Source organism: Paenibacillus wulumuqiensis, assembly GCF_000971965.1.
GTDB lineage: Bacteria > Bacillota > Bacilli > Paenibacillales > Paenibacillaceae > Saccharibacillus > Saccharibacillus wulumuqiensis.
In genome coordinates this window covers 387898-410259 of the sequence record NZ_KQ040792.1, presented here as the reverse complement: position 1 = coordinate 410259, position 22362 = coordinate 387898, and the positions used below count along the sequence as shown (strand labels likewise).

Below are 22362 nucleotides of genomic sequence, written 5' to 3'. Positions count from 1 at the left end.
TAGATCCCACTATATCATGCGTGATCAGCAGCGGCGAGCCATCCTACCGGAGAGCGGCGACGACAGGGTGATAGAATAAATGCACAAAAAAGCAGCCCGCGTCCATGATAAGAGGAAGCGCGGGCTGCTTTTGGTTATAGGAGATATAGAGTAGTATCCTTCAGTGCAGGTACAGTTATCATTGATCAAAAAGCTTACTTGGATTGCAGAGGTCTGCCAGCACGGATATCATCAGTCATACCCGGATATGGAGCGACCGAGATCAGCTTTTCGTTATCTGCGCCTGCATTCTCGATAAACGTAATATCGGCAAATTCCGGTACGACGTATTTTGGATACGTTTCGTATTTGAGGCGGGACTCTTCCATTAGAGCGATATGATCATTCTGGTAGCAGACGGTAATCTCCGGATGTTCATGCACCCATTTCGGGAAGAAAATAATACCATGCATTCTTTTCTCATCTGGCATAAAATTAAGGGATACGTCTGTGCCGGTAGGCTCGGTCCAGGATACTTTGTAGACACCTTCAGTCAGTTTCACCAGATCCACTTCCTGATCGCGCACCCAGCGTCCTGCGACCATACCGGAGTGAATACGATAATCGATCGTATGGTCATTCTTGATATAAATCTCGTATTCCCAGCCGTTCTCATACGTATAAATCATGTGACTGCCAACAAATTGGTCCATGTTCAAAGCACCTTCCTCAAGTTAGTATATACTGTCCAGACGCCAGCTGACCTCTCCATGAACGTGCAGGTTCGGATATTCAGCGGCCAATATGCAGTTGTTCAAAACATGTAATTGTTTACATGTTTATATTAACATTATAGATAGACACAGTCAAACCGATCAAGGGGGATTATTGCCTTATGCGAGTATTAAAATATGCCATTCTCGGCCTGCTGAATCGTCACGAATGCAGCGGCTATGATATTACCAGCCAGTTCAAGGAAGAGATCGGACAGTTCTGGAGCGCCAAGCACAGCCAGATCTATCCCGAGCTCAAAAAGCTGGTCGATGAAGGACTCGTCCAGTTCCGTACCATCATCCAGGGCGAAAAGCTGGAGAAAAAAATGTACACCATCACGGCAGAAGGACAACGCGAATTGCTGGAATGGGTGAGCGCCTCCTCCCCGCTGCCAGAGACGGAAAAAGATACGTTTATGCTAAAAATGTACTTTATCGGCAATCTGCCCAAGGAAGATGCCCGTGCACTGTTCGCCGATCAGCTGCGGCTGCGACGGGAGAAATTGACAGATCTGCAGCAGCGGTATGAGGGGTTGAAGCCGACATTCGGGGCAGAAGGCGCGGAAATGACATTTGCCAATCCCCAGCTGGGGCATTATCTGGTACTGACCAAAGCGCTGGTTCGTGAGCAGAGCTATGTGGACTGGCTGGAGCAGCATCTGAACCTATTCGGGTAAAGAGATATCTGTTTTTCCAAAGTGCTGTTAACACCAAAAGGCATCCTGATATTGGGATGCCTTTTTTTGCATATACCCGATATTGGCGGAAGCTGATATCGCTCATTCCACAAAGGGCAAGCACAAAGAAACCCGTCTTCCTATGGAAAAGACGGGTTGTACAATTAGAATATCCGGCAGCAGCTGGCCTGTCCGGTATAGATTGAATGTAGGCGATTGCCCGATAACACAGTACCTGATACGTGATATGCCGGTTAGCGCTTGATCGCTTTGGTCCAGAATCCGCCGTGAAATTCGCGCGGTTCGACCATAATGACAAATGCTTTTGGATCGACCGCCAGAATACTTTTGTACAGATTATCCTGGTTTTTGCGTTTGGCCAGAATCTCCATCATGATTCGGTCGCCATCGCGGCCCTGTCCGATCCATGAAGTGACGCCGTACCCTTTGTCCCGCAGCACTTCGGCCAGACGGTAATTCGGTGCATCGCTGATCACCTTGACGGTAATATAACCGAGTGCAATCTTCTCCTCGATCCATGAACCGAGCAGAATCCCCATACCGTAACCGATCGCGTACACGATCAGGCTGACGACCTGGTCCAGGTAGCTGAGCACCATGTTGAGTCCCATGACATAAATAACGACCTCAATCGTCCCGATGCTGGCGGCTACATATTTTTGCCCTTTCAGCGTCAGAATCGTTCGCAGTGTATACGCCGTAACATACACAATCTGAATCAGAAAAATAAACAGCAAAATTTTAAGCATAATGAGGTAAAACACCTTTCCGGGAGGATCCCTTCGACTTCGAACTCTTTACTGCCAACCTGAACGTCGTAGCAACATGATGCAGCCCAAAATCGTCTCTTTTTCCGCTGCATATCCGGTGTATGACCTCCGCCGGTGCTCACGCTTATTGGTAAAATGAGAACATAAGTTTCCTTAATTGGAAAATATACCACAAAGGAGTTGAGCTTCATGTCTGTCATTTTACCACTGAGCGAACAGTACCGGCAGCGGCTGCGGCAAGCGTCCTGGCGGATGCAGTACCGCGCCAAAACCAGATTATATCATGAAAAATCCCCTCTGAACGAGCAAATCGGCTCTTTTTCGGTACAATCTGATGACATCAACACGATTCTGCTGCAAGAATGGATCCATACTCTTCCTTCCGAACAGGGCCGCATCATCATCACCGGACTGTATCTGGAAGGACAAAGTGAGCAGGAACTGGCAGCCCGGCTGCAAATCAGCCAGCAGGCGGTGAACCGATGGAAACGCAAAAGCCTGCAGTACCTCTCCCGGACGAGCAATTTATAACCCTGCTGGAAAAGGCCCGCAGCCCGCATGGACAGCAGTATATGCTGGAACTGCTGTCCTACTACGAACCGGAGATGCAGCAGCTCAGCCGCTATATGCCAATGGATCGTGAAGATGCGATGCAGGCGCTGCGGCTGGAACTGATCGAGCTGCTGAAAGAAACCCCTTAATACTGCAAACCGGACAGCGATAATTTGGAGTTTTGGCTGCAAGCCAACCTCCTGCGCAAAGGGGATAGAGTATAATGGATATATTTACAAATTCCAGAATACGCGGAGGCTTAAAACACATATGCGACTGAACAAATCGGGTTTCTTCTCGTTGACCCTTCTGCTGGCAATATGGATCGTGCTGGTGATACTGTTCGGACTGTTCACCCACTTTTCGCTGGCGGGATTATGTCTATTGGCTCAAACAGCATGTATCCTGCTGCATAATGAGATCCAAATCAGATATCCGGAGAAATGGACCACTCGCTTGCTGCTCGACTGCCTGGCCCTCGGTATTACCGGGGTCGGCCTGTTCAATGCGTGGTATCTGGAGGATATAGGTGCATGGTTCAAAATATATGTTTTTCTGTCTTCTCTTGTCGTTGCTTATGTGTGTATCAAAATGCTGCGGGAGACGATTCGGCAGCATTCTGCTCGATAATGGCATATATCCGCAGCAGCATATCCGTCGTTTTGTCCTTTTCCGTGGGATGCTCGGGCAGATGCAGGTCCCATATCGCATAACCTTCTTCAGTATTCATATAACCGGACACAGGGGCACCGTGTTTTCCAACAACATCATTCAGCTCAAAATTATTGTCTGTAAATAGGGGAACCATCAACTTCTCCGCACCAAAAAAGAAAACCGGCGTCCTGGTATGGATAAAGAAATACCTGTATTTTTTCTGGGCAGCATCTGCCAAATGATCCGCTGTCACGATAATGCCGTCAAACGTCTGGCTATCCTGGACCGACAGACGACCCAGATCACTCTGGTGTAGGTCACGTTATTGATGGGTTCCGGCGTATCTTGTCCGATAACGGCGATCGAAAGGTGACGGGACGGCGTTCTGTATTTCTCTCCATCGGGATCATATTCAGTGATCCTTGTACTGCTGCACCCGACCAGAAATACTAACATCAGCAGAATCCAATACTTCATCGCATTCCCTCCTTAGTAAGTGATACCGAATCATCCTCTGGAGATATGAGCTATATGAGCCGCAATGTATAACAGGGATTACAGACTAGGCCATGATTACAGGCCGAATAGTGAAAAGAGGACATTCACCGAATGCCCTCTTTTCCTGATCCTCATACAATAACCTGCTGCTTATTCATTTCGCTGCCATGCCGGAACTTCTCCGTACCATCCGATCCATAGACTGTTTTTACTTTTGCGGCTGCAATACTTCCTTTTCCACTTCTTCCGGCCAGTGCAGCTGCACACCGCCATCGGTCAGCATCTCCTGGTAGCGGCTCACATGTTCACTGGATTCATATACTTCGCGCGGCGTCAGATCATGCTGGATTGCGTAGGCGGCCAGATAACCGGCAGCTTCCCCGATATTCCATTCCACCGGATGCAGACGGTAGCAGCCGCCGGCGATCTGGGTCATGCTGATATTTTTGCAGGCGGGCAGCAGGTTTTTCATCCGTACCGGAATCAGCGAACCAAGCGGAATCTCGAACGGATAGTTCGGAATATAAAAGGTCCGATGCGTCTTGACGGTCGGATGCAGATCGAGCGAGTAGCTGCCGATACCGACGCTGTCCTCATAGCGCTTGATCCCCTGCTCTCCGCGCAGTTCCTTGCTGACATCGTGTTCGGTAATGGTGTACATGCCCTTGATACGGCGCGATTCACGGATATATGGCGCTTTGGCTAGTCCATCCGCTGTACCGAGAATATCGCCTCTCAGCCGGATGCCCGGATAGCCTTTGCCGCCATCCAGACGGGGCGCCTCGGTCTGCAGCCAGTACACGAGCGACAGGGTGAGCTGACGGGCACTTTCCAGATTCGGAATGCGCTCCTGCAGCGGTACTCCGGTGATCGGTCCGGCATAATAATCGTTCATCGCCCAGTTAAGCAGAGATACCTCGGCGCTCAGCTTCTCGGTCCAGATCGACGGATCGACGATGCGGCGGTAATCCCACAGCGACGTCACGCCCTGTTCATTGGGCAGCAGGGTGAATTCCTTGAGCTTGGTCGTATCGTTCGCATCGGTCGCATACCAGCTCAGGATCGGGTACTCGGAAAAAGATGGCGTATACTGCCGCCAGAACTCGTACTCCTCCGGCTTGTCAATCGTAAAGTCGCCGCCTTCGATATAATCGACAGCCGCTACATGAGTAATCGACTGCATATCCAGCGGATCGGCTTCTTCCAGTGCATGCGGTTCGTCGGTCTGGGATCTGGCTTCGGCGCCGCTCACGTACTCGGTACCGGACAACGGCAGCAGATCTCCTTCGTCGGTGCCATCGAGATAGTATGTACCGATCAGTGTCGTGTACTTGGGACGATAATGTCCGAGCCGGTTCACGGTCACCGAGCGGATCATATCATGCTCCACATTGACCTCGACCGGTACGGTCTGGTACAGCACTTCGATACGCTGCGTATTGATATATACGGCGAGCATATCTTCGAGCACCTGCAGCGCTACCTTTGGTTCATGAGCCAGCCGACTTACCCAGCCGTTGCCGGGATTGAGGATCGGATTGGTCAACGCTTCTTCGGTCAGCGGATAGTTGTTGCGATAATATTCCCGCACCCGCTCCCGGAACTCGATAAAGGTACCCGGGGCACCGATGCCCTGCTCAATCCAACGATGCTCATCAGGGGGAACCGCCTGGGAAGTGAGCTGTCCGCCGAGCCAATCTGTCGGTTCGGTCAGAATAACATGCAGTCCCTGCTTGGCGGCTGCGAGTGCGGCAAGTGTTCCTCCGAGGCTTCCTCCGATGACGATGACGTCGGCTTGCAGTGTATGTTGGTTCATGGCTGAAATCTCCTTTGGGTGCGAATTTGGCACGACGATGATGTAGGTAGGTGCATTTACGGCTTCGTTGATGCAGCCATCTGGCAATGGAATGCAGCGGATAATAACATCAACAGCCACAAGCTGCTGGTATACGCTGGTTCATTATGCAGGCTCCGCTACGGATAGGGATTATGCCGGCGGCCTCCGGTTAAGAATGGATATTTTGAAATACCGCCTGCAGCGGTAAATATCCATTCTTAAATGTCGGCCTCTGGCATAATTCCCTTTCCTTCGCTTGGATGCGTGCAGGTCATTGGGTACTTGGTGTTACTTTCAACTTCTGCTTCTGCTTTAGCTTTTGGGATTCCATTTGGATTTTGGATTTCCTTTGGGATGGAATAAGGATAGGCATCGCTTGTTTGCTTTTTCTCGCGCCCATCCCTCATCATCTCACTTCCATCTTTGTATCATTTATACCAGTTAAAGGATGGTCGATTCAAGTTTACTGCTTTTCGGAGCTGATGCGGCATCTCAATCGGCGTGTACGGTCAGACCGACTTCGAACATTCGGTTCCATGGCATGTAGCAGTCCATGATGCGGATCGAGTGTCCTTCCTGCTGCAGATGATCGTGGATAAATTGTTCCAGTCCCTGGCGGACCATCCGGGATACCTGGCCGCGCGGACCGTCGAGCAGGAATTTGTCCAGACCGAGTTCCTGGATCGGGCCGCTGCTGAGTGCTTTGCGGACGACAGAGTCGTAGCCGAAGTCCTCCACATACCGCAGGGCCAGGAAATTCAGATGATCCGGGGTCATGCCATAGTGTACATGGATCATCGACTGGGCGATCACGGTGCCAAGCGTGTTGGAGCTCGTATTCCAGCCAGCATATCCGGCGAGACGGTACAGGATCCCCCGCTGACGGAGCAGGCTGAGCAGCTCCAGATCTCCGCCATTGGCGTAGGCGATATCTGCGATCGCTACAACAGGCCGGCGATTCCGTGCCGGGGAAGTAGCGGAATCGTTATGCCGCGAAGCAGCAGGGGGATACTCTGGAGCCTGTTTGTCCGAAGAGATCTTGTCCAGCAGATAACCGGCATATTCGACCAACTCGACAAGCGTACGCTCGGTATCATAATTGGCGGATGGCTTGCCCTGGTTGACGGCTTCGCCCATTTTCTCGCCCGGTGTATTCAGCAGCAGCACCAGATCAGCTTCGGACTCGGAAGAGACGATCATGCCGCCAGCCGCAATAATCTGGTACTTGAGCGTCTCGTATAGACGACGGTCTTCATAAGCCGGGATAATATGCGGTCCTTCGACCGAGCCGAAGCGTACATACACCGACGGTACTGCCGACTGCAGATGGTTCACCATCCGGGCGAGCAGCGTACAGCCAACCTCATCTGCACCCGGGTACATGTAGACGCGCAGCCCCAGGTTTTTCTCACGGATCGCTTCGCGGACCAGCCGCTGGTCTCTCGCTGTATATCCATATGGAGCCGAGTCATCCTGCGGAAAAATAAGAAAATCGATAATCCCCTCTTCGACATACCGGAGAGCGAGTCGGTTCGCTTCGCGATTCACCGCGCGCCGTCCCAGATAATCGTCCAGCACTTCCTGCGGAAGACGGGCATTGATATCGCTTAATTCCTCTTGTTCGGCAGGGTCCAGACTCTGTTCCTCATCCAGATGTTCCAGATAACCTTTACGGAAAATCTCCCTGCCCCAATCGGCGTAATAGTCCGGTTCCTCATCCGAGGAAGAATACTGTGGACAGCGCATGATCAGCTGAAAGGCATACAGCGTCAATCCCGGATTCTGCTCCTTGAGTTGACGCAGCTGGTCCATCCGCCGGGCAATCTCGGCCTGATCCAGTTCATGCAGGCGGGAAGGCACAATGCCTCCATATAGCAGCGTATCCAGCGACAGGACCGCTCCCTGGGCACGCAGGCATTCCAGTTCTGTCCATGTCCAAAGACGCGCCGTATCGGCAGGCTGCTTTTTGTGACCCATCCATTCGAGCGGCGGACGGACGACTTTGCAATCGGTGCTTTTGCCCAGTTCATATGGAAAGTTATAATTGCAGGGCCGTTCGTCCAGCGGCATAATTACGATTTTGCCATCTTTTCCATGCGAAGAATTCATGATGATCAATGCTCCTTTGAACTATGTATTGATCCGTAAACCGCAGCGGTTCATACCGCCACAGCATACAGATCGGTTAATGATTTCATCCAGACTTACCTTTGCCGGGTCCTATCAGACTTTGCAAGATGTATTGACTTGTTCCTTACTGTATATACGTATTCCCGGATACTGTAGCAGCACCATACGTATCATCGATTACACTGTTTCCATTAACATCATTGTTCGGTCCGTATACCAATTTAATGTCGCCGATTTCAAAATTAAGAAGAAAAAATCCATCTATCACTTCTTCTGTTGTAATCATTAATCCTTCATATTTGCCGGGTGTAACAGCAATCGGATCTTCAAGCAAAAGATCTTTGTTCATTACTGTGTAGCCGAACTGCTGAGTCACATTTATAGGTTGCAGCTTGTCGCTGCCGATACGAATCCATTGTTTCCCCTGCAGTCCATAAATCGTAAATTTCTGTTCGTTATAACCATAAGATTCGTGAAGATAACTCGTTATTTGTACCGCTGTAAGATCCACAGCTTTTGGAAATAATAATCCCATGGAATGTCCGGAGTGCATCTGATAAGCGGAACTCATATTGCCATCAGTTGCGTATCCGATATCCCAATCATACTTCCCTGTACCACTCAGAATCGTCCCGGCGGGAACAGGCTGACCAATCGCAGGTGCGGATACAGCTGCGACTGCCGTATCCGACGGGTTGGTCATGCTTCCATTTACATGGGCGCTTACTGTCACATTATACTTTTGCCCGTTCAAAAGCTCTGACAGGACATAACCGGCAGAAGCGTCAACCGGAACCTGGATGGAACCTTTGTCCGGGAAGAAAAGTGACTCGTAATCAATCACATAGTAGTCGGCATTCTCCAACGGATTCCAGCGGACTGATATTTGTCCATCGCCGCCTACAGCCTGTATTCCCTGAACTCCTTGATTCGTAGAACGCCATAGAATTTCATACAGCTCATTACCATCTGCCGATTCTGCCAAAATCGAAATCCGATCATACCAGCCCGGTTTAACCTGAAGCGGCTCAAGAACAGTGGGACCGGGCTTTTTTGCAAGCTCATAGGATTGTTGTCCGATCATAGACTTCTTGCCATCTTTCCAGCCATGCACCGTATAGTTTACTGATGTACTTCTCGGTACCGCTGCCAGCATCTGCAGTGAAGTAATGTACAGAGGAGCCGAGAAATCCAGAAGGTATGTCAGCTTTTTTTGTTTGTAATAAGTGGACGATCCCCAGGTATTATTAATATTGCCGTCGCCTATACTGGAAGCAAAACTTCTACCTCCCCCATCATAATCCAAACTGAAGCGGGTTCCTTGAGGAAAAGTCAGGGCATCGGTGATCAGTACGGACCGGTCTGCCGAATAGTTGCCGATCTGTCCATTCACTACAGGTGCAACCAGTACGTGCATAACCTGCTCTTTGGACACATTGGGAATAATCCAGCGGTTGCCGGGCTGTAGATCTCCAGGCATTAATTCCACTGTATTCGTATAGTTACGCAATTCCGGGCCATAGCGGACAATATACTTTTCTGCACCCGGTACCGGATCCCACCGAAGTGCAGCATTATTCGCATTTACAGGCTCAGCAGTCAGATCGGTAATATAAGGACGATCGGAAAACATATGGATTGTAGAGATCTCGATCGTTCTATAAGGCGGATCTTCTACATTCATCGCAGAATAGACGAGCCGAATGGCATCATAGCTGCCTGGTGTGACTGCACGATAATGACCTTTCTCGCTGCGCTGCGGCTGCATGGCGTCGATATTTTTCTATTTGCCGCCATCCTGTCCTTCCACCCGGTAATCCACATTGTCATTGGCCGCTTTGCTGAAATATTGGGTAGTCACGGCCTGAAGATGTGTTTTTTGTGGAAAGCGCAGCGTAATAATGGCGTTCTGTTCATTGGTGACCCAGCCGCCACCGGTTGCGAGGCGGGTCCATGCTTCACCGCTCAGTTCCCCCTGCGGCTCGGTGGTGATACGTGTACCGGTCAGAATCGGCATTTCGACCAGACTGGCTGCGGCTGCAGTTGTATCCGCTGCCGCCTGGGCATTGGCTACTGGTGCCATGCTGCACAGCAGCAGCACAATCATCATCATGGATAAATAATACGATAACCCCTTGTTTCTGTTCATGTTCAGCCTCCTGAGTTTCAAATAGAGTACAATATTGATGTGGCAGGGCATATACTGCATTCCGCTAATTGTGAAGATGATGGTACTGCGATACATCACCATGCGGATTCACGATAAATGAACATGAGCCTACTGAATATACGTATCTCCGATAACGGTATCCTGTGCCCCGTACGTATCACCTGTAACACTTGTTGGAGCCTGGCTGTCGCCATAGATCAATTTGATATCATTCAGATCAATACTGCCCCAGAATCCATCCTGATCGACCTCACCGACTACCAGAATCCCTTCATATTTGCCGGGTTTGACTGCGATCGGGTCCTGCAGCAGATCATACGGATCACTTTTGAATCGGTACATCGGAGTCAATTTCCCCTGACCGATTTTGGTCCAGCGCTTGCCCTGCAGTCCGTAGATAATGTAGTTATGCATGGATGGAGACATCGAAAAACTGGAGATCTGCACACCTTTCAGGCTCACCGGGGACGGGAATGAAAGACCAAATGTCCCTCCGGACCATAATGAATAACCGGTGGTCATGTAACTGTCGATGACCTTATACGGATCGTAGGCCGGTATGGGCTCTGCGCTGCCGCTCGCAATCGTTCCGGCAGGAACTGCTCTACTGATATTGGGTGCAGTCGCACTGCCAATAACCTTTCCTGTCGGATTGACCATCTGGCCGTTTACGCTGGCATTCACCCGGAACGTATACTCCTGTCCATTGACGAGTCCGGTGACCGGATATCCCTTGTACGCTTCCGCGCTCACCTGCATCGTTCCGTTAACCGGATAGATGACCGATTCATAGGTGACTGTATAATAGTCCGCATTTGGTACCGGATTCCAGTGGAGCGTCACCTTGCGGTCTCCTCGCTCGGTCCACAATCCTTCTACAGTAGACATACTGGAATCCCATAGAATCTCGTACGTCTCTACCGCCGTATTGGTCGAATTCACATGAATGGAGATACGGTCATACCAGCCTGGTGTAATGGGGATCGGGTCCAGTACATACGGACCAATCCGCGCAGCCAGCTCATACGATTTGTGCCCGATCTCGGTCGCTACCCCATCTTTCCATCCATAGGCGGTATACGTAAGGGTGGTATCCGCCGGCACGGCAGGCAGCACCTGCAGGGAGGTCATATAGGTGGTAGACGGCATCTGGATATAATAGTTGAGATCTTGTACATATCCGTAAGCCATCGAGCCCCATGTGCTGTTCATATTGCCGTCACCCATTTTGTTGTACAGCCAGCTGTTGTCCCATTCGTTAATGCCGAAGCCCGTTCCGCCCGGGAAAAAGCGTGACCTTGGGATAATAATGGACATATCGACCGACCGATTGCCTTCACGACCGTTTACGATCGGTACAACGATCGCATGGTAGACCCTGTCCTTTTCCAGGCCCGGAATAATAAAATAATTGCCCGGCTGCCGGTCGGACGGCTTGAGCTCGATCTGGTCGGTATACTGCCCGAACTCCGGTCCGTATTTAACGATATACTTCTCGGCACCCGGCACTTCATCCCACTGCAGGGCAGCCTGCGTATTCTGTCCTGGCAGCACATTGGCGCCGGTTACCCGCGGCAGCTCCGACATCAGATAGATGGTCGTCACATCGACAACCTTATTCGGATCTTTATTGAAAAAGTTGATCCGGATGCTCTTGTACCATCCCGGCGTCATCGCCCGCATATAGTAGGCATAGCCCCAGGGATCTTCCCAGGCAGACTGCATTTCATCGATATCACGCCACTCTCCGTCTACCAGCCCTTCCAGCCTGAAATCCGTCGTGTTGTTCTTACTGTTCAGCAGCGCCTTGAATCCATTCAGATAAATGGGATAAGGAAACTCCAGTGTCATCGTGGCCTTGTTGGTATACACATCCCAACCGCCGCCTGCTGTGATCCGTTCCCAGTCATCACCGTGCAATTCGCCTGTCGGTGTAATGATCCGGGTAACTGCCGGAATCGGCATCACGTCCATTTTGCCAAAGTCCTGCTGCCGCTCCGCTGCGTGGATGGCTCCGGCAGGAATCAGACTGCCCAGCATCGCCCAGATCATCAACATGGATATAGAGCGCCATAACCCCTTGTTACGCTTCATTTGATAGCCTCCTGGCTCATATGGTATAGGTTTGTTATTGCTTGCCTTACACAGATGCAAAAAAACGGTACATCTTGCGATACGCGCTACAACCCTGTTCTGCCATTTTTCTTTTTTTGGCTAGAGTACCTACCGGAGATATGTTTGCCGTGATGCTGCCTGGAGTGCCGGACAGACTCTGTATGAATTCCCCCCTTTCCTGATTTCAGTGTGGTTCGTCCCTGCCCGGCCGCTTGCAGGAGGACGGATAGAGAGCTTTTGAGGCAGTTGGTTGAAGGTGTAGTCATATGTAAATGGCAGCACAGAAAAGGATAAGCGAAGCGCTTATCCTTTAACTGCACCGGCCAGACCTTCCATGTAATACCGCTGGGTGAACAGGAATACCAGAATAATCGGAATGACCGAAATGATGGTACCTGCTGCAATCCAGCCAAAATTATACGAAAACTGACCATTCAAATATGTGAGCGCCGAAGCGAGCGGGTATTTCTCCGGATCATCGAGGACGACGATCGGCCAGAGGAAATTGTTCCAAAAAGCCATCACTTCCAGCAGCATAATAACGGCGATGCCCGGTTTGACCAGCGGCAGGACGAGCTGCCACCAGATCCGCAGCTCGGATGCGCCGTCCATTTTACCGGAATCCCGGATCTCGGCCGGAATGCCCTGGAACGTTTGGCGCATCAGGAAAATATTAAATACCGACACGGCAGCCGGCAGGACAACACCCAGATAGGAATTGCCCAGATTCAGCCACTGGATCGTCAGATAATGCACGATCATTGCTGTCGAAGACGGGATGATCATCGTCGTAATCAGCAGCGCGAACACCATATCCCGGCCTTTGAAACGGAACAGGGCCAGCGGATAGGCGGTCATGCAGGACAGAACAATATTGAATACGACCCCGAGCACCGTAATAATGAGCGTGTTCATAATATATTTGGGGAAGTTCATGTAGTTCCACACCTGCACATAATTGCCAAAATCGATAAACGTCGGCCAGATCGCCGGCGGGTTGGAGAATACGTTCCGGCCCGGCATGAGCGAGACGCTCAGCAACCATAGGAACGGCCCTGTCATGAGCAGAGCGAGCAGCAGCAGCAGGATATAGGTAACGGTGTAGCGCACGGTCTTTTTGAGACGGCGGGCGATTACCCCGGATGACATGGCATTACTTCTGGAATGTTCCATCGCTTTGTTCATCAGTAGCTCACACCGCCTCTCCGGTTCAGACGGAACACGAATATGCTGAGCGCGCCTACAATGACGCTTACAATCAGCCCCAGAGCAGAAGCATAACCAAAGTTAAACTGCTCCAGACCTTTCTGGTAAATATACAGACTCGACGTCAGCGTGGCATTGCCCGGCCCGCCCTGGGTCAGTACAAACATCTCGTCAAAGACGCGAATCGCCCCCATGAGCGAGATCAGTGTACAGAACAGGATATGCGGACGGAGCAGCGGCACGGTGATCCGCATGATTACCTGCCAGCGGCTGGCCCCATCGATCATCGCCGCTTCATACAGCTCGGACGGAATGCCCTGCAGCCCGGCCAGGTACAATACCATATAATAGCCAAGGCCTTTCCACATCGTAATGAACATCAGCGCATACAGCGCGGTACTGCTGCTGGACAGCCAGCCGACCTGCTCCTGGATAATGCCCAGCTGGATCAGAATATAATTGACGACCCCATTGTTGCTGAACAGCCAGCTCCACATGAGCGCAACCGCGACCATGGAGGTGACAACAGGGATATAATAGGCTGCCCGGAACGCCTTGATCAGCGGCAGCCGGGTATTGACCAGAATCGCCATCAGAATCGAGAACACCTGAATAAAAGGGACAATCAGTACATAGACCAGCGAGTTCCACAGCGAGGTCAGGAAGCTTTTGTCCTGAACCGCTGTTACATAATTTTCGAATCCTACATAGTGAGTCTCGCCAATTACGGAGTAATCGGTCAGGGACAATGGAATTCCGTAGATGATCGGCCATAATACAAACACAGCGACAATCAGCAGTCCGGGAGCCATGAAGGCCCACGCGGCAAACGTCTCGGTTCTCATCCATCTCATATGCTCGTCCACCGCCTTTGGAGGGTCAGTATCTTGCCTTCACCGCAGGATGCTATCCTGCACATGCGACCGGGATTTAACGAAAATGACTTCACCTATATATGTTTCTGTTATATGTTTCTGCCTATGTTCCTGTCGTTATTTTATTGTTTGAGTACCTGATTGACTTCCTGCTCTGCCGCATCCAGTCCCTGCTGCGGATCTTTGCCGTTGAGGAAAATCTCCTGCAGCTGCAGCGCAATGGCGGAGTTCACGTCGCCGGCATTCGGTACGCCGACCATGTAATCCACCGCTTTGTCCAGGCTTTCGGCCGAGGCCACTTTGGCTTCGGATTCCAGCTTGTTGTCATTCTGGGTGAAGAACGGGTCCTTGATCGATTCCTTGGTGCTTGGCAGCGTATTGGCCGCTTTGGCAAAGGAAGTCTGGTTCGTCGCATTGGTCAGGAACTTGGCGAATTCCGCCGCCTGCTCCGGTGCTGCTGATTTGCCCGGCACGACCAGGTTCATCGTATTGGACAGGCGTACATCCGCTTTGCCTGTCGGCAGCGGTACAGCTACCGTATTCTCATATACATCCGGCGCGGCTGTTTTGATAAAGTTAATAAAGGTAGGCCCGGCAATCTCAAAAGCCGTTTGTTCACTGGAATAATATTGGATCTGCTTGTCAAAGTTGGCATCTTCGCCAACCAGTACACCTTCCTGGATCAGCTGCTGCATACGCTGGATCATCGACAGGCCTTCCGGTGTATTGAACGCGGCTGCCGTTTTGTCTTCATTCAGGATCGAGATGCCTTCAACCGGGAACAACCGGGCGGCAAAAGTCAGCGCATAGCCGTTCGCTCCTGTTTTTGCTTTGACCTGGCGGGCCCATTCGTTCAGCTCGTCCCGTGTCTTGGGCGGATTCTTGGGGTCCAGACCGGCCTGTTTGACCAGGCGGGTATTCATGTACAGCACTTCAGTACCGGTATACCATGGCAGGGCATACGGCTTGCCATCCAATACAGTGGAATTGAAGATGCCTTCAAAATAAGAACTTTTCTCTTCATCGCTCAAATAAGGGGTCAGATCGGCAAGCGCTCCCTTGGATGCCATCTGATTGGCAAATTCGGTGTTCAAATTTACCACATCCGGTACGTTACCGCTGGCAATTCCGGTTAATAACTTATTAGATATGGCATCGTATGGATAATCGCTCCATTCGATCGTGACGCCGGGGTGACTTTTTTGATATTCTGAAATCAGGGTATTAAAGTATTCATTAAATGTGGGCTGAAGCGCAATTGTCCAGAATTTAATGGTTACCTTTCCTTTTTCCTCTTCCTTACTCCCGGTATCCGATCCGCACGAACTGAGCACAGAAGCGACCAACACAACGAGCAGACACAGTATCGTAAAGCTTTTGATCTTCTTGTTCACTGTCTTCATTCCTTTCATATGTTATCCAGCTTCCTTGGCTCCACCGTCTCCATACTCTCGATATGTAACACATAACGGCAAAAAATAATTCTATACTTTTTTTCTACCCTTGACACGCATTATAGCAAATTAGGCAGTAACAAAAAAGGGATGTACAGGAATTAAAAGGTAATATAATAAGGAGTATCTCTATCCACCATGTCCAATACTCAGCAAAGAAGGTGAATCGCATGCAACCTGCATGGATTATCGTAATGGGGATTGTCATTGTTATTCTGGCAGTGATCAGCTGGATCGTTCACTCCTCCAAAAAGAGAGCCAACCCGACAGCCGGAGAGAAGCTGTCACCACCTTTCACGGCCAATGCGCCTGAATCCCATAACGGCAGTCAGCCGCCGGCCAAATCGCATAATGTTGTTGATCTGGCAGCCTTTCGCGAGCGTCGGCCCGGTACGCGCAGCAAGTCCGACACTGCCGCCAAGCCGGCAGAGACGTCCGGGCGTCCGGCTGTCGTACGCCCGCTGCCGCTGTCCCGAACCGGCCATCCGCCATCCAAGCTGCGTATGCAGAAGTGCTCCTACTGCAAAAAAGAGGTCAATCATCTCACCTTTTACGCCAATGATGACGGCAGTCTGGTCGGAGTATGCAAAGATTGTGAACCAATTGCCAAACGGCGCGACCTTTTACCGTTATAATAGAAGGAATCAACCATGACACTGATACGATCCGAATTTATTGGAAATAGGTGAAATCTATGCAGCAATCTCATCCGGAATATTTGCCGGAGACTACCATCGCACCAACTATAGAAGCCGATCCGCCCGCTGAAGGAACAGACGGTCCCGGCTCCAAAATCTGTTCCCGCTGCGGAGAGCTTCATCCGCTGTCCCATTATGCCCGGCGAACCGGCCGCAAATCCGGAAGAAGCCAGCGGCGCGGCACCTGCCGAAACTGCCGCAAACAGCTCAAAAACCAGACCAATCCGACAGAGGCAGCAGATACAGCCAACACCGTTCATGTACAGCCGGTGTCTGCCCATGCCTCTCATACGATTCCTGCTGCCATCCAGCCTTCACCGGCTCCGGAGCTGACGACAAGAACGACGCAAATTACAGCAGTGCGGCCGAATCGCCAGCTGCCCTCGATTGACCAGAAAGACATTCGCGGACAGGGACTGGATCTGTCGATACTGCGCCCGACTCGCAAAGGGATCGTCTATATGCGCGGACGTACCGACAAAGGCCGACGCTGGCATCAGGAGAGCGATCTGGAGACGGCGATTGTACTCGTCCGGGAATATGCGGCCGTCGTCGTGAACAGGCATACGATCCGCCGCCTGTACAGCAATCGTTCTTTCCGACGTTATATTCTGGAGCGTGACCAGTATACATGCTATTTCTGCGGCGGCTATGGCGATACGATCGATCATCTGCTGCCACGGGCACGCGGTGGACATACGACGCCGCTGAACTGTGTATGTGCATGCAATCTGTGCAACCAGGCCAAGGCCGATCATGATCTGTCCCATTTCATCCAGCCGGAGAATGCAGAGCTCTAAACGTCACCTTTTCTGGCAGCCGAACCTGGCTTAGCTACCAACAAGAAAGCAGCCCGACTCCGTACCGCCGATACGAAGCTGGGCTGCTTTTTGCTGTTTCTGTACAGTTATTCCCATGAGTTTATTCCCACGGATTGATCGGATGCAGAAAGTCTACCGAATCGGTAGAACCAGTGACCGTATCGACCCCAATTAATGGTTGTCATCCGGAGGATTTTTGAAAAGCCTCATCGGCTCTGTACGCGGACGCTCTGCCGGCGAATCCGGTTCTCCCATCTGCGCCTGCGCCGGGTCTGTTATTCCGGTCAGCTCCTGCACTTCCTGCAGGAACACATCCAGTCGCGCTGCAGCCAGGTTCATCGCTTCCTCCAGCTCCGGCAGATGGAATGGAGCATTCATCAATCGGCGGTGAACCTGCTCCAGCATATGAAAGCTCTCATTCTGGGATTGCTGGGCAGCCATTCCATCCTCATGAAAGGCAGTCAGCAGCTGTACCCCTTCGCGGTGGCGGGCGCTCATCATTTCCCAGCGCTCCATCAGCTGCTTTTTGTATAGATCCAGTTCATCCCTGTAACCGAGAATGGCACTGCGCTGCTGCTGCATCTGCTCCAGCACCGTTCTTACCTCGGTGCTGAGCGCATTCGCCTGACGATACTGCTGGTAATTCTCATCCAGCGCAGCGGCGATTTGCGGCAGCAGCCGTTCAACCTGCAAATGCAGTTCCTGCTGCTTCGCATACCGATCACGCTGTTGCTGCACATGCACTCTGGCATACTGCTCCCGCAGCAGCTGTACTTCCTTTTCATACCGATCGGGCAGCAGCTGCAGTTCATCCAGCTGCTGCGGAGCCAGAGCCAATAGCTCGCTGGATTGTTCCCGGAAGCGGATCAGATCGTCGACCAGACCGCGCGCCTCCCGGATGTCCTCTTCGATCCTCCGAATACTGTCTGTGATAGCCTCTGCGTCTCCCTGAACCGGCAGTTCCTGCAGACGCATCGCTTCCTCGCGGGCATGACCAAGCAGGGCAAAAGGATTGTCGTTATTCACCATCAGCCGCTCCTGCTCTACAATCAGGCGGAGCTCCCGATCGGTCCGTTCGATCGCATCCAGCAGATGCCGGCTCTGCTGCTCGGGAAGCTGACCGGACAATGTGGGTATGGATGCAATAGCATTGGATACAGCGGATTCTGCCTGGCTGCGGGACAGATTGGAGATTCCACCGGCATGCTCATGCTGATGCAGCAGTTCCTCGATCTGGCCGATCTGTGCATTCAGCTGCTGCTCCAGCCCGGACAGCTCCCTCGCCGGCTTTGCTGTGGAGAACAGTGAGATCTGCCGGGAATCAATATGCCCTCGCAGCGTGTGCAGCTGGCTGGACTGGCGCTGTATTTGCTGTACCCACGCATTTACCCTGGCGGGTGTTGATCCATCAATGGAACCATTCTCCGGCAAATTGGACGAATCAGCGACTGCTATGCTGTTCAGCCGTTCATTCCATTCATCCACCTGCGCAGAGAGTCTGGCCTGACGGCGATGCAGCTTCTCGGAAGCAACAGCACGGACAATGAGCAGGGTCAGCAGAGCTGCCGCAAGACCACTTCCCAGTACATAGAATGTCACCTGACGCAGGGAATGACTGATCCGGTCAGACAGAGCGGGCTGCTCATAACCGGGAGCCGGTAAATTGTTGTTGTCGTTGGAGAGATCGCCCAGTCCGTTGATGTAATCATTAACTGCGAGCACCCCGCCCGCCAGATCGCCCTTTTTGGCATAGGGGACAAACTGGCTGTCGGTTATACCTTCGATACTGCCTGCATTGCTGCGTCCAATCCGCTCCCTCAGCTCCTCGTTATCGAATACCAGATGCACATAATTGGGATCGGTTGTAATGAACAGCAGCAGCTGGTTGCCCGAGAAACCGAACTGTTCATACATCTGGTTGGCCAGCTTCATTCCTTCGGATTGATTCATGCCTGTACCGGTGATTACGTACAGATCATATGTATGATGATCCAGTCTTGCATTCATCCGGCTAATATCCTTTTCGGAAAACAAGCCGGCATTATCCATAATATGGCCCTGCTGTTCCGCAGCCTGTACGCTGCCTGCATGAAGATACAGGTTTACAGCAAGCAGCAGAACCAGAGTGACCAGTATATACCGGTTCCTTTGTAGCTTGTTGTTATTCATGATCGTTCCTTTCTTCTCAGAAGCGTCCCACAGGGAAGACTTTCACGGGAAGAACCGGCTTCCGAATTGTCTGTATACGTTATTATGATACAATTATCGGTATTAATGAAGAAAATCGTTTGTGAGGAGGACTGTATTTCCAATGTCGATGGAGACTACTGCTATTTTACCAGAATTATTATTCCTGAATGTCGGACTGCCGGTCAATGTGGAATGGGACGGCAAAACCGTCTTTACCGGATTCATCAAAAAGCCTGTGCCTCATTCGGTCGGTATCTCGGCAGATGGATTGGAGCAGGACGGACAGGGCGATCTCAAAAATCACGGTGGCCCGGACAAAGCAGCCTGCGTCTACTCGGCCGATCACTATCCATGGTGGAGCGAGCAGATGAATCGCCCGTTCGAAGCGGGTGCGTTCGGGGAGAACTTTACCGTCAGCGGACTGCGGGAAGATCAGGTTCGGATCGGCGATGTGTACCGGATTGGGACAGCGGTCGTGCAGGTCAGCCAGCCGCGTCAGCCATGCTTCAAGCTGTCTGCCCATCTGGAGCGCAAGGAGATGATTCTGCGGGTGCGGGATACCGGGTTTTCCGGCTTTTACTTCCGCGTTCTGGAACCGGGTCAGGTCACAGCGGGTGACCGGTTTGCCTTTGTACGCCATGAAGGCAATGGCTCGACGATTGCCGACTGCAACCAGGTGCTGTACCATGAGCGCGGAGATACGCCGCTGCTGCGCCAGCTGCTGGATGAACCGGCGCTTGCTTCATCGCTGCACAAGCACCTCAGCAAGCGGATCGGTTAAATGGGCTGTTCACATGCAGGTGTGACTGCTGAACTGCTGGCTGTCTGCCCTCGAATGCTGCTGATCATCACCTGTACAGTCTGCCGGCGGTGAACGAGCACCGAACGCAGACAGCATCTGCCCGGATGGAAGGAGAGCAATCATGATTATTCACAAAGGCGAGACCCTTTTCCGCCAGGGAGAGAGCGGACCGCTGTACCGGATCAAAAGCGGGCTGTTCAAGATCGTACGGCTGCATGAGGACGGGAGCATGTTTTTATTTAATATTATTGTACCCGGGGAGATGATTCCGCATCATTCCCTGATCAGCCCGATGAACTATCATGGCACGGCGATTGCGCTCGTGACCGGAGAAGTCGAGATTATTCATGCGGCAGATTGGTATGATCAGCTGAGCCGCGATCCGGCCCGCTATCATGAGGTGGCTGCCCAGCTGCAGGACAAGCTGCGGATGATGCAGCAGCGCATCGACCAGCTCACCCGGGTTACTCCCGCCGACAAACTGGAGCAGCTGCAGCACTGGTTCTCCACCTATCTCAAGGACATTCCAATCACCGAGATTCTCACCCAGGACGAGATCGGTCAGCTGATCGGACTCCGCCGCGAGACGGTGAACCGCCTGCTGCGCGCCCAGGCCAAACAGCAGGATTCTTCCTTTTCGTAGGATAGAGAAATGTAATCGTATATAACCAGACAGAGCCGGAACCCGCATCACATAGGGTTCCGGCTCTTTGCCTATCATTCAGTTTCTTCTATGTCTATTACGCCAGCCTGCTTACTTCCCGCTCGCCACCAGACTCGCCGCCGGGCCAAAGAATTCATAATGCCGCTGTTCCACCGGCACCTCCAGCTGATCCAGCGCCGTATTCACCGCCTGCATGAACGGCAGTGGACCGCAGAAGTAGTAGTCGGCGTTCAGATCGGGCACCATGTCCTTCAGCCAATCCGGCTGCAGATAGCCTTCGTAATGAAAAGCCGAACTCTGCCGGTCGAGATCGGTCGGTGTGCTGTAACAATAATACACCGATAATCCCGGGCACTCGCTGGCGATCTCTTCCACCTGGCGGCGCATCGCGTGCATATCACTGTTGGCTGCCGCATGGATAAAGGTAATGCCTGCCCCTGGCTGCTCGGCTGCCAGTGAACGCAGCATGCTCATCATCGGCGTCAGCCCCACTCCCCCGCTGATCAGTACCACCGGACGACCCTGCTGGCGCTGCAGCTGGAAATCGCCTGCCGGAGCGGACAGATACAGCACATCCCCCTCCTGCACCTGCTCATGCAGATAGACCGACACCTGTCCGGCCGGATGGGCATCGTCGCCGTCCTCGCGCTTGACGCTGATCCGGTAATATGGCTGTCCCGGCGCATCCGACAGGCTGTACTGGCGAATCTGCTCATACTGCTGTCCCGGTACGTGCACCTTGACGCTGATATACTGCCCCGGTTCGAATGAAGCCAACTCCCCGCCATCCTGCGGCACCAGATAAAAGGAAGTAATAACAGCACTCTCCCGCTCTTTGCGCTGCACGGTAAAGGCGCGGAAATCCTTCCAGCCGCCCGGCTGCTGCTCCGCTTCCCGGTACATCTCCTGCTCCACTCCGATAAAGGCATCTGCAATCACCCCGTATGCACGGGACCAGGCTTCCAGAATCTCCGGTGTTGCCGCTTCACCCAGCACCTCCTGAATCGCCTGCAGCAGATATTTGCCGACAATCGGATACTGGTCCGGGCGAATCCCCAGACTGCGGTGCTTGTGGGCAATCTGCTTGACCACGGGCAGAATCTCTTCCAGCCGGTCGATGTGCAGGGCGGCCATATAGACCGCATTGGCCAGCGCCGTCTGCTGACGCCCCTGCTTCTGATTGGCATGGTTAAAAATGTTCAACAGCTCCGGATGAGCTTCGAACATCATCTGGTAGAATCGTTTGGTAATATGTACCCCTTCGGTCTCCAATACAGGTACAGTCGATTTGATCACTTCAATGGTATGAGCATCCAGCATCTTGATCTCTCCCTTTGTTTCCGGTGATTACGCTGATCCCGGCCATCTGTCTACAGCAGATGCTGCCGGTTTGCAGCTGCCCGGATAATAGTTGCAAATTAATATTAATTTTAGATATCTCAAATTCTATTCCCATTTTTCAGGGAAATGAGTGAT

22 protein-coding genes are annotated in these 22362 nt (G+C 52.0%); 9 read left to right on the top strand and 13 right to left on the bottom strand.

All coding sequences use genetic code 11. From position 1 onward, the window contains the following. Positions 1 to 194 precede the first annotated feature (194 nt). Positions 195 to 692, bottom strand: coding sequence for a phenolic acid decarboxylase (locus WH45_RS01800; protein WP_046212669.1), 498 nt, complete (start codon positions 690 to 692; stop codon positions 195 to 197). Between the two features lie 182 nt (positions 693 to 874). On the opposite strand from WH45_RS01800, the gene WH45_RS01795 reads away from it, so the two are divergent. After that, positions 875 to 1429 (top strand): PadR family transcriptional regulator, encoded by a 555-nt coding sequence (locus WH45_RS01795; RefSeq protein WP_046212668.1) that lies wholly within the window; start codon positions 875 to 877, stop codon positions 1427 to 1429. A gap of 254 nt (positions 1430 to 1683) precedes the next feature. Here WH45_RS01795 and WH45_RS01790 read toward each other — a convergent pair whose 3' ends face one another. Continuing rightward, positions 1684 to 2199, bottom strand: a complete 516-nt coding sequence (locus tag WH45_RS01790) for a DUF2179 domain-containing protein (protein ID WP_046212667.1) — start codon at positions 2197 to 2199, stop codon at positions 1684 to 1686. 210 nt (positions 2200 to 2409) lie between these two features. Between WH45_RS01790 and WH45_RS01785 the strand changes: the two genes are divergently transcribed. The 4 genes from WH45_RS01785 to WH45_RS24060 all read left to right on the top strand — a co-directional run bounded on the left by WH45_RS01785 (position 2410) and on the right by WH45_RS24060 (position 3742). Next, positions 2410 to 2751, top strand: a complete 342-nt coding sequence (locus WH45_RS01785; RefSeq protein WP_046212666.1) for an RNA polymerase sigma factor — start codon at positions 2410 to 2412, stop codon at positions 2749 to 2751. Then, entirely contained in the window at positions 2703 to 2921 is a 219-nt protein-coding gene (locus tag WH45_RS01780) for a hypothetical protein (protein ID WP_046212665.1), read from the top strand. The genes WH45_RS01785 and WH45_RS01780 overlap by 49 nt, the downstream gene beginning before the upstream one ends. Positions 2922 to 3042: 121 nt before the next feature. Next, a complete protein-coding gene (locus tag WH45_RS01775) occupies positions 3043 to 3402 on the top strand; it encodes a hypothetical protein (protein WP_046212664.1) in 360 nt (119 codons plus the stop codon). Between the two features lie 217 nt (positions 3403 to 3619). After that, positions 3620 to 3742, top strand: a complete 123-nt coding sequence (locus WH45_RS24060; protein WP_268748557.1) for a hypothetical protein — start codon at positions 3620 to 3622, stop codon at positions 3740 to 3742. Positions 3743 to 4132: 390 nt separating this feature from the next. Here the strand turns inward: WH45_RS24060 and WH45_RS01760 are convergent, their stop codons facing one another. The 9 genes from WH45_RS01760 to WH45_RS01720 all read right to left on the bottom strand — a co-directional run bounded on the left by WH45_RS01760 (position 4133) and on the right by WH45_RS01720 (position 15669). Continuing rightward, positions 4133 to 5740: an FAD-dependent oxidoreductase gene (locus tag WH45_RS01760; protein ID WP_046212661.1), complete on the bottom strand. Its 1608-nt coding sequence runs from the start codon at positions 5738 to 5740 to the stop codon at positions 4133 to 4135. A gap of 239 nt (positions 5741 to 5979) precedes the next feature. Then, complete coding sequence (locus WH45_RS01755; protein WP_152663462.1) at positions 5980 to 6171, bottom strand: hypothetical protein; 192 nt, start codon at positions 6169 to 6171, stop codon at positions 5980 to 5982. 82 nt (positions 6172 to 6253) lie between these two features. Next, positions 6254 to 7870 (bottom strand): DUF4127 family protein, encoded by a 1617-nt coding sequence (locus WH45_RS01750; RefSeq protein ID WP_046212659.1) that lies wholly within the window; start codon positions 7868 to 7870, stop codon positions 6254 to 6256. A gap of 145 nt (positions 7871 to 8015) precedes the next feature. Beyond that, a complete protein-coding gene (locus WH45_RS01745; protein ID WP_046212658.1) occupies positions 8016 to 9659 on the bottom strand; it encodes a fibronectin type III domain-containing protein in 1644 nt (547 codons plus the stop codon). A gap of 15 nt (positions 9660 to 9674) precedes the next feature. Continuing rightward, complete coding sequence (locus WH45_RS01740) at positions 9675 to 10040, bottom strand: hypothetical protein (protein ID WP_046212657.1); 366 nt, start codon at positions 10038 to 10040, stop codon at positions 9675 to 9677. Positions 10041 to 10169: 129 nt separating this feature from the next. Continuing rightward, positions 10170 to 12155: a fibronectin type III domain-containing protein gene (locus WH45_RS01735; RefSeq protein ID WP_046212656.1), complete on the bottom strand. Its 1986-nt coding sequence runs from the start codon at positions 12153 to 12155 to the stop codon at positions 10170 to 10172. Between the two features lie 324 nt (positions 12156 to 12479). Continuing rightward, positions 12480 to 13361 carry a carbohydrate ABC transporter permease gene (locus tag WH45_RS01730; protein WP_046212655.1) on the bottom strand — a complete coding sequence of 294 codons (882 nt, stop codon included), beginning with the start codon at positions 13359 to 13361 and terminating at the stop codon, positions 12480 to 12482. Beyond that, on the bottom strand, positions 13361 to 14236 hold the full coding sequence (locus WH45_RS01725; protein ID WP_046212654.1) for a carbohydrate ABC transporter permease: 876 nt from the start codon (positions 14234 to 14236) through the stop codon (positions 13361 to 13363). Before WH45_RS01725 ends, WH45_RS01730 begins: the two co-directional genes overlap by 1 nt. Positions 14237 to 14379: 143 nt before the next feature. After that, positions 14380 to 15669, bottom strand: a complete 1290-nt coding sequence (locus tag WH45_RS01720; RefSeq protein WP_152663461.1) for an ABC transporter substrate-binding protein — start codon at positions 15667 to 15669, stop codon at positions 14380 to 14382. A 212-nt stretch (positions 15670 to 15881) separates the two neighbouring features. Between WH45_RS01720 and WH45_RS22675 the strand changes: the two genes are divergently transcribed. Further along, the gene (locus WH45_RS22675) at positions 15882 to 16346 is read left to right on the top strand and encodes a hypothetical protein (protein WP_052723570.1); all 465 of its coding nucleotides are present in this window, start codon (positions 15882 to 15884) and stop codon (positions 16344 to 16346) included. A 59-nt stretch (positions 16347 to 16405) separates the two neighbouring features. Then, positions 16406 to 17209 carry an HNH endonuclease gene (locus WH45_RS01710; protein ID WP_052723569.1) on the top strand — a complete coding sequence of 268 codons (804 nt, stop codon included), beginning with the start codon at positions 16406 to 16408 and terminating at the stop codon, positions 17207 to 17209. 192 nt (positions 17210 to 17401) lie between these two features. On the opposite strand, the gene WH45_RS01705 is transcribed toward WH45_RS01710, so the two are convergent. Beyond that, positions 17402 to 19399, bottom strand: a complete 1998-nt coding sequence (locus tag WH45_RS01705) for a TPM domain-containing protein (RefSeq protein WP_046212653.1) — start codon at positions 19397 to 19399, stop codon at positions 17402 to 17404. Positions 19400 to 19541: 142 nt separating this feature from the next. On the opposite strand from WH45_RS01705, the gene WH45_RS01700 reads away from it, so the two are divergent. After that, a complete protein-coding gene (locus tag WH45_RS01700) occupies positions 19542 to 20201 on the top strand; it encodes an MOSC domain-containing protein (protein ID WP_046212652.1) in 660 nt (219 codons plus the stop codon). Between the two features lie 142 nt (positions 20202 to 20343). Beyond that, a complete protein-coding gene (locus WH45_RS01695) occupies positions 20344 to 20865 on the top strand; it encodes a Crp/Fnr family transcriptional regulator (RefSeq protein WP_046212651.1) in 522 nt (173 codons plus the stop codon). Positions 20866 to 20976: 111 nt separating this feature from the next. Here the strand turns inward: WH45_RS01695 and hmpA are convergent, their stop codons facing one another. Further along, complete coding sequence (hmpA, locus tag WH45_RS01690; RefSeq protein WP_046212650.1) at positions 20977 to 22206, bottom strand: NO-inducible flavohemoprotein; 1230 nt, start codon at positions 22204 to 22206, stop codon at positions 20977 to 20979. Positions 22207 to 22362: the final 156 nt, after the last annotated feature.